The organism is Pelomonas candidula, assembly GCF_043555985.1.
In the GTDB taxonomy this organism is placed as follows: Bacteria; Pseudomonadota; Gammaproteobacteria; order Burkholderiales; family Burkholderiaceae_C; genus Pelomonas; species Pelomonas candidula.
On the sequence record NZ_JBIGIC010000003.1, the window covers coordinates 162,332 to 174,624 of the forward strand.

Genomic DNA, 12,293 nt, shown 5'->3' on the forward strand with positions numbered 1-12,293 from the left:
CTGCCTACAATCCGGGCCTCGCGCGCACGTACACGTGTGCGCACCCATGAAATCACCGTACCACAGCGCCGATGACGCCAAAAACCCCACGCCGCAAGATCGAAGTCCGTGATTCCGGCGTGCATGGCCGCGGCGTCTACGCGACGGCGCCCATCGCGGCGGGCGCGCGCATCATCGAGTACACCGGCGAGCGCATCACCTGGGACGTGGCGGTGGACCGCCACCCGCACGACCCGGCACAGCCCAACCACACCTTCTACTTCCACCTCGACGGCGGCCTCGTCATCGATGCGCTGTACGGCGGCAACGATGCGCGCTGGATCAACCACGCCTGCGAGCCCAACTGCGAGGCCGACGAGGTCGACGGCCGCGTCTTCATCAACGCACTGCGCGACATCGAGCCCGGCGAGGAGCTGTTCTACGACTACGGCCTGGTGCTGGACGAGCGCCACACGGCCAAGGTCAAGAAGCAGTTCGCCTGCTGGTGCGGCGCGCTGACGTGCCGCGGCACGATGCTCGCCCCGAAGAAGCGCTGACGCCATGGAGCGGCGCCACCTCGGCGAATGCGGCTCGACCAACACCGAGGCGCTGGCCCACCTGCGCGACGGCGGCGGGCCGCTGATCGTGTCGGCGGACCGGCAGACCGCCGGCCGCGGCCGGCTGGGCCGGGCCTGGCAGAGCGATCAACGGGGCGATGACGCGTCGCTGACCTTCTCCGTCGCGCTGCCACTGCCTGCCGGGCTGGACCTCTCCGGCCTGTCGCTGGCCGTCGGCTGCACGGTCGCCGACGTGCTGGACCCGGCCGGCGACCGCATCCGGCTGAAGTGGCCCAATGACCTGTTCCTGGACGGCGCCAAGCTGGGCGGCATCCTCATCGAGACCGTGCCCTTGCCTGGCGAACGCCGCGGTGTCGTCATCGGCATCGGCCTGAACCTGCGCCCGCTGCCGGCCGACGCCGACCGCAGCGCCTTCGCCAGCGGCCACGCGGCACTGCAAAGCCTGGATGCCAACGCAACGGCAGCGACGACGCTGGACCGCCTCGCCCCCGCGCTGCGCGCCCTGCTGGCCGACTTCGAGGCGCTGGGCTTCGGCCCGTGGCAGCTCGCATTCTCCAGGCGCGACCTGGCCGCCGGCCGGCCCGTGCGCGTCGGCGAGCAGACGGGCATCGCGCGTGGCGTGTCGACGAGCGGCGAGCTGCTGCTGGACACGGACAGCGGCATGTCCATCATCACCGCCGGCGAACTGAGCCTCAGACTGGAGCCCTCCCCGTGATGCGCGTCGTCGTCATCGTGCTGCTGGCGGTCAACGCCCTGTTCTTCATCTGGTCGCGCGGCTGGCTTGACGCCGTCACCGGCCTCCCCGCCGACGGCGGCCGCGAGCCGCAACGCGTCGCGGGGCAGCAGCATCCCGAGCGCATCACGCCGCTGGCAGCCAGCTCGGTCGCCGCGCTGGCGCAGAAGAGCTGCCTGGAACTGGGCCCGCTGGATGGCGACGCCGCGCTGGCCGCCGCGCAGGCGGCGCTGAAGGCCGCGGGTGCCGACGCGCAGGTGCGCAGCAGCGAGCAGCCGGGCGTGTGGGTCGTCGCGACGATCAAGCTCGCCGACCCGGATTTCCGCGCCCGCAAGGAAGCCACCTACAAGCAGATGCGCATCGCCTACGAGCCGCTGGAGGGCCTGCCCGCCGAGCAGCCGGCCTTCGTGCTGAGCCGGCATGCCAGCCAGGCCGAGGCGAACGCCGATGCGGCGGCGCTGGACAAGCGCGGCCTGAAGGGCCTGCGCGTGCTGGCGCTGAAGCCCGCGCAGACCCGCAACACGCTGGTGATCCCGCAGGCCGACGGCCTGCTCGCCGGCCGGCTCAAGGCCAGCAAGGATGCGGCCTTCGCCGCCGGCTTCAGGGCCTGCAGCGCTGCAGCCGGGGCGTCGGCCGCTTCAAGCTGACGGCGGCCAGCAGCAGTGCTGCGAGCCAGGCCGCGCTGACGGCGCCGCCACCACCGCCGCCGCCGGACGAGGACGGCGTCGTCACCGCGGCGGCGGCCACGCTGAAGCTGGCCGTCTGGCTGTGCACGAAGCCATCGCTGTCGGTAATGTCAGCCTGCACCGTGAAGCTGCCGGCAGCCCCTGGCGTCAGCGACACCGTGGCTGTATCCGCGCCGCCGTTGAAGGCGCTGACGGCAGTGCCGCCATCCAGCAACGTCCAGTTCGTTGAAGCCACGGTCTTGCCGGCCGCCAGGCCGGTGACGGCCGCCGTCAACGTGGCCGACTGCATGGCCGTCAGGCTGGTGCTGGAGGGTGTGATGGCGACGGTGGCGGCGTTGAGCGCCTGGGCTGCCGCCACGGCCGCGGCAGCGTCGGCCATGCCGGCGCCGCAGGTGCTGGTCGTGCAATAGCACTCGTCCTGCTTGGCCGCGGTGGGCGCCACGCAGGCCGGCGGTGTGGCGGCAGAGGCGCTGCCGCCACCTGTCGTCGGGAAGGGCCGCGCTGTCTTACGCAGCGCGGCGGTGGCCTCGGCCGAGGTCAGCGCCGGCCGCACAGAGGCCATCAGCGCCACGACACCGCTGACGACGGGTGCCGAGAAGCTGGTGCCGACGGAGGCATTGCCGTTCGTGTAGCTCTCGTCGTTGGCCACCGGCGAGGTGGCTCCGGAATTCGTCGTGCTGACCATCGTGTACAGGCAGGGGTAGCCGACGGCCAGGTTGACGCAGTTGCCGCCCGGCGCGGCGATGGTCACTTCCGGGCCGACACTGGCGAAGCCGACCTTCGTGCCGACATGTCGCAACGCCGTCACGGTCACGACGCCAGGGCAGTTGCCCGGCAGGCCCACGGCCTGGCCTTCGGAGTTGCCCGCCGCGACGACGATGGTGGCCCCCTGGGCGTTGGCCTGGGCGATGACGTCGCGGTAGAGCTTGCCGGTCGAGTCCGAGGCGGCGCAGCTGCCCGAGCCGCCCAGGCTCATGTTCAGCACCTTGGCTTTGTTGGTGTTGGCCGGCACGCCCGGCACGGCCAAGCCGACGGCCCATTTGATGCCGGCGATGATGTCGGAGTCATAGCCGCCGCACTTGCCCAGCACGCGTACCGGCAGGATCTTGACGCCCGGCGCCACGCCGCTCATGCCTCGACCATTGCCAGCCAGCGCCGCAATCAGGCCCGAGACGCGCGTGCCGTGCCAGGAGCTGTTGCCGATGTCGGTGGAGGTGCACCCGCTGCCGAGCTTGCCGCCATCGATATCGGCCTGACTGACCCAGTCACCGTAGTCCAGCGCCAGCGTCAGGTCCGCATTGGCCGGCCTGTTGGCAATCGCCGTGGCGGTGGAACCGGCCGACGCGGGGGTCGATCCGATCATGTCGTAGCCGCTCAGGAACTGGCTGGTGCCGTTGGCCGCAATGAAGTCGGGATGATCGCGGCGCACGCCAGTGTCCAGTACCGCGACGACGATGCTGGACGCGCCCGTCGTCAGCCCCCAGGCCGGCAGCACGTTGATGTTGGACACCACCTCGCCGGTCGCGCTGCCGCCGCTGGTGACAGTGCTCGGCGCCTTCAGATACCACTGGTCGATGGTGCGGCTGTAGGTGTCACGCAGTTGGGGAGCTACAGGTGGGTTGGCGCTCGGATCGCCGGCATCGTAGAACTGCCCGATATAGGCGGTCGGCGCAGGCGTCACGCCGCCGAACAGCGGGTCATTGGGCGCAGAGGCGACACCCAGGTGCTTGCGCCGGCCGTCCACGGCCACCATCTCCACCTCGGGGTCGGCCGCCAGCTTGCGCGCCAGCGCGGCGGAGCTGAGGCCTGTGGCGGTGACGACGTGGGTGCGCTCGTCCAGGCTCAGGCCGGCGCTCAATTGCTGCCCCTGGCGCAGGCCCAGCGCCGTCGCGCGCGTCTGCGCGACTTCGCGGGCCTCGCCGCGCGTGGCGCGCAGGCTCAGCGCCTTGGCACGCACGCTGTCGGCCTGGGGCTTGAACCGCACGATGACGCGGGCCTCGGGTTCGGCCTGGGCAGAAACCAGGGCCGGCATCGCCAGCATGGCGGCGGCGATCAGCAAGGGGCGCAAGAACATCATGGCGGCGGCTGTGGCGATGCGGGGCCGGTCAGTTTAGGCGTCGCCACTCGGGGCGAGTGGCAACAAATGGTCGCCGTGCAGCTCGCTGTCAGCCTCGGCGGCCCAGGGGCAACAGCGCGGCCAGCCGGGCCAGTTCGTCGCGCGCGCCGGCACGGGCGGTGGCGATGCGGGCCGTCAGCCAGCCGACGGCGAACCAGGCCGCCGGTGCGCTGCCGACCAGCGCCTGGTAGCGGTCGCGGGCGACGATGAGGTCGTGGATTTCGCCCAGCATGCTCTGTGCCGCCGACAGCGCCTGCACGTGGCGCGCCGTGGACTGGCGCGGCAGCAGCGGCGCGAGGAAGTCGATCGCGTAGCGCTGCCGCTTCACGCGTTTGCGCAGCGCATGCAGGGCCGCGTCGTCGAGCTCGTCGAAGGCATGGCCGCCGGCGGCCATGCGCTCGTGCCAGCGGCGCAGGCGGCGGCGGGCCAGGCGCCTGAGCGCATCCTCGGTCTCGGTCTCGGCCTCGGCCGGCAGGCCGGCGCGCCAGGTCACCCAGCCCAGCAGCAGGCGTTGCGTGTCCGCGGCGCGGACCAGCGCGGCGGGATCGACCGCGTCCTGCGAGCCGGGCAGCGGCAGGGGCGGCGCGCCGGCCCGCGCCAGTTCGGCAGCCACGCCGCTGCCCAGCACGTCGCGGTCGCGCGCCTGGCCCAGCGCGGCGAACAGCACACGCAGCCCGTCGACGAGTTCGGCCGGCGGCGCGGCCACCCAGCCCTCGAAGGCCCGCAGCGCGCTGCGCAGCCGGCGGATTGCCACGCGCAACTGGTGCACGTGCTCGCCGGCCTGCGCGGCATCGCCATCCGCCAGGCCGATGGCGCTGCGCATCAGATGGGCCAGGCATTCGTCCAGCACGGCGGAGAAAGCCTCGCCGGCGCCCGCCCGCTTGTCGTAGCTTGGCGAGGCCGCCTTGCGCAGCGGCGCATCGGGCCAGCCGGCGGCCAGCGCGAAGCCACGCTCGGCCTTGTTGCGCGGGTCGAGGATGAGGCCGAAGCGCTGGCGCCAGCGTTCCACCAGCGCCAGCATCGCGACGGGCGAGCCGGAGACGAGTTCGAACTCGACCTCGCGCAGCCGCAGCACGGCGCCACTGGCCAGCAGCCGCCCCTCGTCCAGCGCGATGTCGACGACGGCGCCGCGCGTGCGCACGCGGCGTTCGAGCCGGCGCACCTGGCTCCGGAACCGCACACCGGCCTCCAGCCCGTCGGCGCGGGCGGCGTCCAGCAGATCGATGAGCTGCCGACCCGGCGCGGTGTCGGCGTGGGCCGCGGCGTCGGGCGTGGCATCGGGGCGGACGACTTCGTGCTCGAAGCGCTCCAGCGCATCGCCACGCGCGCACTTGAGTGCCTGCACCCAGCGGCCGGCTTCGCGCCGCACGCGCCAGGCCAGGCCGGCACGGGCCAGGCGCAGGTCCGGCGTGTCGAGATAGTCCGCCGTCAGCTGCGCGCGCCGCGCGTTGCCCCGCCCGTCCAGCTCGGCCGCGAGCGCAGCGCGGCTGGCGGCGGGGACGAGGAACTTCAGCTCGATCTCGACGGTGCCGGACACACCATCAGCCCTTGGCCCGCGTCGCGGCCATCGAGCGGTCCAGGTCGGTCTTGCGGTCGGCGGCCACCGTGACGGCGTGCGGGCGCTCGCCGATGAGCTTGGCGTAGGGCTTCCAGTCCACGCCGCCGGCGGCGAGCAGGTCCTCGCCGTAGATGGTCTTGGTGGCCATTGCGACCAGCGGCAGGCTGACCCAGCCGGCGCAGTCGGCCATCGTGAACGTGTCGCCGGCCAGGTAGGGCCCGAACTTCGCCAGGCGCTTGAAGGCGCGGATGTTCTCGGGCAGCACGCGGGCGACGCGCTTCTTCGTGCCGTCGCTGACCTGGCCGCCGAAGTAGGCCTCCGCGTAGAGCTCGCGCGCAACCAGCTCCAGGTGCAGCTCCACGTAGGTGATGAGCTCGCGCACCTTGGCGGCCTGGTAGGCATCGGCCGGGATCAGGCGCGGCGTGTCGGGGTAGGCGGCCTCGAGGTAGTCGACGATGACCTGGCTCTCGCACAGCGCGCCGTGCGGTGTCTTGATGAAGGGCACCTTGCCCAGCGGCGAGCAGCTCAGCACGGCCTCGTCATGCGAGTGGGTCTCGATGCGCTCCTCGGTGAAGGGGATGCCCTTCTCCAGCAGCGCGAGCTTGACCTTGTTGTAGTAGTTGGACAGCGGGAAGCCGCACAGCGTGATCATGGAGGTCTCCTGGGTGTAAGCCCTGCAGTCTAGGCAGCCGCCGTGCCCAACCCTGGCGCGGCGGCGACAGCGTCGGGGCCGCAGATTTGAGGATGCCTGCGGCTTACAGCGTCACTAACGTCCGCGGCCATCTTCAACCGACCGGAGGACGTCATGCGCAAGGAAACCTTTTTCAGGCTGGCATGCAGGCCACGGCTGCTGGCGGTCGCTGCGGCGGCGAGCGCGGTATCGGGCTGCGCGTTCTTCTATCCCTATGTGGGCTTCCCGAAGCAGTTGCCCGAAGGCTGGGACCGCGATCCGCTGCTGGCCGGCGATGCGAGCCAGGCGATCTCGCAAGTGGAAGAGGTTCGCCGCGATTACCTGAAGTACATGCGCGAGATGAGCGGCACGCGCGCCGTGTTCGCCACGGGCGCGGGCGTGCTGACTGGGTGGGCGCTGTACAACGCCGTCAAGCCGAACGCCCCCGGCACCACGGAACCGACCTATGTGGACAAGCGGCGCACGGCGCAACTGGGCGCCGTCATTGCCACCGGTTACGGGCTGAGCGAATACGCCGTCAACAAGAAGCAGGAGTCCGCCTACAACGACGGTTACCGCGCGTTGACCTGCCTGCTGCGGCAATCGGCACCGCTATTGATGCCGCTCCGGACACAGGAGGCCGAGAAAGGTGGCGCCTTCGGCCAACCACTCAGCGCACAGGCCCTGGAGACAGCGCTGAACCGGCTGTCGGTGCGCATCCTGGATTTGCAGAACTTCGTGGCCGCCGCCAAGGTGGGATTGGGTGACGGAAACGCGCAGCTGGCGCAGAAGGATGCTCGCGAAGCGGCTCGCCTGATCGCCGAAAACGAGGCCCTGCCGGAAAAGCCCGGCAAGGACGGCAAGAAGAAGCGCACCTCGCAGGAACTGGCGGCCGAGGTGGCCAGACTCCCGATGACCTACCCGGCCAACGTCGGTGACAGCCCAACGCTGAGCCGACAGATCGACGACGCCGTCAAGGCGCTGCAGATCGCTCGCAACGCGCTGGCGGACGGCCTGGCACTGCAGAAGGCGGTGGCCGACTCGGGCCGGGAAATCCGCGAACGCGCACAGATCATCGTCACCACCGTCAACGGCGTCGTGCAGGACGCACAAGCCGACCTGCGCGCCGCCGATAGTGCGTTGACAAAGGCGCAGGACATCACGGCCGGCTTTCGAAAGCTCGGCTCGCAGACGTCCGGAGACCAGGCCGAACCACCCACGGCAGACACCGCCGACACCGGCGCCAAGACAAGCAGTGCCACGACCCGCATACCGGCGGCACAACAATCCACGGCCCCAGGCGCGCTGCGGATGGTCAATCTCGGCGGCGGCCCGCTCCTCGCCGGCGCTTCGCTGGGCACAGCCCTGCTCGCCAATGCCACGGCGACTGCTGTTCAGGCCACGAAGCCCGGCAGCGCCACGCCCAGCCCCTTGACAACGGCCGAGTTGGAGAAGCTCAACGAACGCATCGAGGCGCTGATCGCCGACGCCAAAAAACGCGAGGCTGCAGAAGCCCAGGAAAAGCTGGTCAACGGTTACATCGGAAAGATCAAGGATTGGTCCAAGCCCAAGGACGTGTGCACGTCGCGCCGCATCAGCGGCCATGTCGATGCACCCGATCGCTGCGATGCCCAGGCACTGGCGCTACTCGTGGAGGACCTCTACGACGCCCGCCGCCCGGTCGTCGCTGCCGTGCTGCACTTCCGCAGCCAGACCAAGGCCGTCCGCCGCGTGGCCGGCTGCGCCAGTGATGCTGGCGTACACATGACACCTAACGACACCCTGTCCGCGCAGGCCGGCGAGACCGTCACGTTCATCATCAACCAGCCCCAGCCCGGCACGCCGGTGGCGGTGCTGCAAGGCACGCCCGGCGACGACTTCGGTACGCTGAGTGTGGACTCCATGGGCAACGCAGGCGTGAAGGCGCAGGTGAAGTTCGGCAAGAAGGCGCAAGGTCGCTACACGCTGCTCGCAACCGATTCCTCGGGCGAATACAACGAGAGCGTCCTCATCGTCGTCAAGCCCGCGAAGGGCGAGGCCGAAAAGCCTGCTTCGGCGGCGTCAGCCACCAGCGGCGCTTCCTGAGCGCTCAGCGGTTGACCAGCACGATGCCGGCCGCCAGCGCAGCCAGTGCCGCCACCAGCCGCGTGCTGATGCCCTCGCCCAGCAGCAGCGCGCCGGCCAGCAGCCCGAACAGCGGCGTGCTCAGCGTGAAGACGGCCAGCCGCGTCGCCGCATAGTGGCGGATCAGCCAGAACCACGCGAGGTAGCTCGCGAACGACACGACGACGGCCTGGAAGCCGAACAGCCCCAGGAGCCGCGGCGACCAATGCACGGGCAGCGGCTCGCCGGCGAATACCGCTGCCGAGCACAGCGCGAGGGCCGACACGCCGAGCTGGTACAGCAGCGTCTTTTCGGCCGGCGCGGCGGCCAGCCTGGTGGCACGGATGGCCAGCGTCGTGCCGCCCCACAGCACGGCGGCGGCCACGCCCAGCGCGTCGCCCCACCATTGGCGCGGGCTGTGCGGCGTTGAAAAGCCCTCGGCGAACGCGAACGCCACCGCACCGAAAGCCAGCACCAGGCCCGCCCACTGCCGGCCCGACAGCTTCTCGCCGTGCGCGATCCACGGCATGCCCATCGCGACGACGAAGGGCGACAGGTAGATGAACACCACCATGCGCGATGCGCTGGTGTACTGCAGGCCGACGAAGATGCAGGCGAACTCGGCCGCGAACAACGCGCCGGCCAGCAGCCCGCCCGCGCCGCTGCCGTCCTGCCCGAACAGCGGCACACGGCGCGACAGCGACCACAGCCACACCAGCACGCCCGCCACGACCGAACGCAGCCCCGCCTGCCACAGCGGCCCGATCTCCGTCAGCGCCGCCTTTGCGGCGACCTGGTTGATACCCCACAGCAGGCAGCACAGCAGCAGGATGACGACGGCACGGGGGTCGAGGTGGGATTGGCGCATGCCGCCATGCTGCCAGCCCCCGTTCGGCTACGCTCCTGGGCGCGATGCGCAAGCTCTTCGAACCCGCCCTTCTGCTGCTCCTGCGGCTGCGCCCCACCGACTGGCAGCGCACGCTGGCCTGGGCGGCCGTGGTCGGCGTCACTGGCGCGCTGTCCACCCTGGGGTTTCGCGCCTGCCTGGTGGGGATGGAGCGGCTGCTCTACGGCACCGACGGCCTGGTGCGGGCCGCCGAGTCGCTGCCCTGGTGGCTGCGCCTGGCCGCACCCGCCCTCGGCGGCCTGCTGGCCGGCGCCGTGCTGGCCTGGGAAGGGCGGCAGGCGCACGCGCCGCACGGCGACTACATGGAGGCCGTGGTGCTCGGCCGCGGCGAACTCGGCACGCGCAGCTCGCTGCTGCGGGCGCTGTCCTCGCTGTGCACGGTGGTCAGCGGCGGCGCGATCGGCCGCGAAGGCCCGATGGTGCAGCTGGCGGCGCTGACGGGCTCCGTGCTGGCCGTGTGGCGCGGCATGCCCGTCGCGCGGCGGCGGCTGCTGGTCGCCTGCGCCGCCGCCGCCGGCCTCACGACAGCCTATGGCACGCCGATCGCCGGCGCGCTCTTCGTCGCCGAGATCGTGCTGCAGTCGCTGTCCACCGACACGCTGGCGCCGCTGCTGATCTCGTCGGTGACGGCCCACCTGACGATGGCGGGCCTGACCGGCAGCCATTCGCTCTACCGCATGCCGGAGGTTGCCGAGCTGGGCGGCCCGGCCTATTTCCTGTGCGGCCTGCTGGGCCTGCTGGCGGGGCTGGGCGCGCCGCTGTACCTGTGGCTGCTGGACCGCGCCAAGACCGTCCTGGGCCGCTGGCAGATCGCGCGGCCCTGGAAGCTCGCAGGCGGCGGCCTGCTGGTGGGCCTGCTGTCCCTGCAGGCGCCGCAGGTCTGGGGCAACGGCTTCAGCGTCGTCGACAGCGTGCTGCAGGGCGGCTGGCCCTGGCAGGCCCTGCTGCTGGTGCTGCTGTTCAAGGTGGCGGCCGTGGCCGCGACCACGGGCTCGGGCGCCGTCGGCGGCATCTTCACGCCGACGCTGTTCGTCGGCGCGGTCAGCGGCGCGCTGTTCACCGTCCTCGCCGGCATGGTGTTCCCGGCCGCGCTGCCGATGCAGGTCGGCGCGGCCATCGGCATGGGCGCCTTCCTGGCGGCCAGCACGCATGCGCCGCTCACATCGCTGCTGATGATCTTCGAGATGACGGAGAACTACCGCGTGGTGGCGCCGCTGATGCTGGCCTGCGTGCTGGCCGTCTCGCTGTCGCGGCTGCTGAGGCCGGACTCGGTGTACGCGTCATCGCAGCGCGCCAGGGCGGCCGCCGACCCGCGGCTGGCCAGCGCGGGCGACCTGCTGCGCACCGACAGCTGCACCGTCGGCCCGGGCGCCAGCATCGCCGACGTGGAACAGCGCCTGCTGGAAAGCCGCTGGCGCCACGTCTACGTGCTGGACGCGGAACGGCATTTCCAGGGCGTCATTCCCCTGCACGAGCTGGCGAAGCGGCTGAAGGCGCCGCACGACCCGGCCGCCCCCTGGCCTGCGGACCTGCTGCAGCCGCGCTTCCCCAGCCTGAGCGAGGACATGCCGCTGTGGGAGGTACTGCAAGTGTTCGAGAGCCACCCGGGCGAGCGCCTGCCGGTGCTTGATGCCGCCGGGCGGCTGCTCGGCCACGTCACGAAGACCGACCTCGTGCTGATGCTGCGGGAGCAGCTGGCGATCAGCTAGACAACGCCTGCCCGGACCCTCCCGCGCAGCGCATCCCTGCTTTGGGCGCGCTGCCGCCTAACGCCTGACGTAGCGCGTCGCCGTCAGCCTGTCCGACACCGCGCTGGTCTTGTTGTCCACGTAGCCGCGGCTGCGCAGTTCGGTGCGGATCTCGGCGTCGGACGGGAAGGCATCGCGGCCTTTCTGATGCACGACCCAGACGGTCTTGCAGAGCATCGTGGCGTGGAAGTCGGCCATGCGCTCCAGCTCGCCCGGCTTGCTGATGACGGCCACCAGCATGCGCGCGGTCTTCACGTTGCCGGTCAGGCCGTGGGACAGCGCCTCGGCCAGCGCCGGGTCCAGCGTGCCCACGGTCGGGCCGATCAGCAGCGCCGGGTTCTCGGCGCTGACGCCCAGCTTCGCGGCCAGCGTGGGCGGCGGCGCCTGCAGCTTGGTCAGCCACTTGCCGGCCTCCTTCTCGCCCAGCGCCAGCGCGACGGCCTCGCCGTCCACGTCGAACAGCAGCTCCTCGCCGGCGACGCGCAGGTTCTGCAGCGCGGCGATGGCCCACTTGCGCTTGATGGCGCCGCGCAGCACGACGGTGGTGGATTCGAGCAGGGCGGCGACTTCTGCGGTCTCGGTGCCCACGCGGGCGGTACAGCTGGCTTCACGTCCCATGCGGGTTCCTCGGTAATGCTTGATGGCCGCGCATTGTCAGGCTCCACGCGAGGGCGCCGGCGACGGCGCCGCAGAGATGGGCGAACGGCGCGACGGGGAAGTCGAAGCCCGGCGTCACACGCAGCACGGGGCCCAGCGGGTGTTCCAGCGCGAGCTTGGCGACCAGGCCGACGGCGATGGCCGCGCCGATGAGGCGGTCGCGCCCACCGCGCGTCAGCAGTGTCAACGCGGCGATGGCAACCAGCGCATGCAGCGCGCCGGACAGGCCGGCGTAGCGCTGCAGCTCGGGACGCAGCAGCAGGCCCAGTTGCGTCAGCGGCAGCGCAACGAGGCCGGCAACGGTCTCACGCCCATCCAGCGCCGCGCGCCAGCCGAGCAGCGCGATGACGGCGCAGCCGGCCAGGTTGGCGGCGAGGTGGATGGCCGTCCAGTGGACGAAGGCGGCCGTGACGGCACGCCAGGGCTGGGCCGCGGCGAGGGCGGGCTGCCAGTCCAGCAGCTCGCGGGGCAAGGGCCAGGCCAGCAGGGCCAGCGCGGCCAGCACGGCGCACAGGGCCGGCCAGCGGGTGGTGCGGGTCATGGATGAGGTCGGCAGCA

At 71.5% G+C, this 12,293-nt stretch carries 11 protein-coding genes; 5 read left to right on the forward strand and 6 right to left on the reverse strand.

Translation table 11 applies throughout. From position 1 onward, the window contains the following. The first annotated feature begins 71 nt into the window (after positions 1-71). Genes ACG04R_RS06890 through ACG04R_RS06900 form a run of 3 tightly spaced genes read left to right on the forward strand, consistent with a single transcriptional unit; the run spans position 72 to position 1,937 of the window. The gene (locus ACG04R_RS06890; RefSeq protein WP_394407415.1) at positions 72-536 is read left to right on the forward strand and encodes an SET domain-containing protein; all 465 of its coding nucleotides are present in this window, start codon (positions 72-74) and stop codon (positions 534-536) included. A gap of 4 nt (positions 537-540) precedes the next feature. After that, positions 541-1,272 carry a biotin--[acetyl-CoA-carboxylase] ligase gene (locus ACG04R_RS06895; protein WP_394407417.1) on the forward strand — a complete coding sequence of 244 codons (732 nt, stop codon included), beginning with the start codon at positions 541-543 and terminating at the stop codon, positions 1,270-1,272. Beyond that, complete coding sequence (locus ACG04R_RS06900; protein ID WP_394407419.1) at positions 1,269-1,937, forward strand: hypothetical protein; 669 nt, start codon at positions 1,269-1,271, stop codon at positions 1,935-1,937. The genes ACG04R_RS06895 and ACG04R_RS06900 overlap by 4 nt, the downstream gene beginning before the upstream one ends. On the opposite strand, the gene ACG04R_RS06905 is transcribed toward ACG04R_RS06900, so the two are convergent. The 3 genes from ACG04R_RS06905 to ACG04R_RS06915 all read right to left on the reverse strand — a co-directional run bounded on the left by ACG04R_RS06905 (position 1,891) and on the right by ACG04R_RS06915 (position 6,302). Further along, complete coding sequence (locus tag ACG04R_RS06905; RefSeq protein ID WP_394407421.1) at positions 1,891-4,053, reverse strand: S8 family serine peptidase; 2,163 nt, start codon at positions 4,051-4,053, stop codon at positions 1,891-1,893. The genes ACG04R_RS06900 and ACG04R_RS06905 overlap by 47 nt on opposite strands. An 88-nt stretch (positions 4,054-4,141) precedes the next feature. Further along, a complete protein-coding gene (locus ACG04R_RS06910) occupies positions 4,142-5,629 on the reverse strand; it encodes a CYTH and CHAD domain-containing protein (protein WP_394407423.1) in 1,488 nt (495 codons plus the stop codon). A 4-nt stretch (positions 5,630-5,633) separates the two neighbouring features. Further along, positions 5,634-6,302: a glutathione S-transferase family protein gene (locus tag ACG04R_RS06915; RefSeq protein WP_394407425.1), complete on the reverse strand. Its 669-nt coding sequence runs from the start codon at positions 6,300-6,302 to the stop codon at positions 5,634-5,636. 153 nt (positions 6,303-6,455) lie between these two features. On the opposite strand from ACG04R_RS06915, the gene ACG04R_RS06920 reads away from it, so the two are divergent. Then, entirely contained in the window at positions 6,456-8,405 is a 1,950-nt protein-coding gene (locus tag ACG04R_RS06920; protein WP_394407427.1) for a hypothetical protein, read from the forward strand. Between the two features lie 4 nt (positions 8,406-8,409). On the opposite strand, the gene ACG04R_RS06925 is transcribed toward ACG04R_RS06920, so the two are convergent. Continuing rightward, positions 8,410-9,291 (reverse strand): DMT family transporter, encoded by an 882-nt coding sequence (locus ACG04R_RS06925; protein ID WP_394407429.1) that lies wholly within the window; start codon positions 9,289-9,291, stop codon positions 8,410-8,412. Positions 9,292-9,335: 44 nt separating this feature from the next. On the opposite strand from ACG04R_RS06925, the gene ACG04R_RS06930 reads away from it, so the two are divergent. Next, the gene (locus tag ACG04R_RS06930; RefSeq protein ID WP_394407431.1) at positions 9,336-11,039 is read left to right on the forward strand and encodes a ClcB-like voltage-gated chloride channel protein; all 1,704 of its coding nucleotides are present in this window, start codon (positions 9,336-9,338) and stop codon (positions 11,037-11,039) included. Between the two features lie 57 nt (positions 11,040-11,096). Here the strand turns inward: ACG04R_RS06930 and ACG04R_RS06935 are convergent, their stop codons facing one another. Further along, positions 11,097-11,696, reverse strand: coding sequence for a hypothetical protein (locus ACG04R_RS06935; protein WP_394407433.1), 600 nt, complete (start codon positions 11,694-11,696; stop codon positions 11,097-11,099). After that, complete coding sequence (gene rrtA, locus ACG04R_RS06940; RefSeq protein ID WP_394407437.1) at positions 11,686-12,276, reverse strand: rhombosortase; 591 nt, start codon at positions 12,274-12,276, stop codon at positions 11,686-11,688. The genes ACG04R_RS06935 and rrtA overlap by 11 nt, the downstream gene beginning before the upstream one ends. Positions 12,277-12,293: the final 17 nt, after the last annotated feature.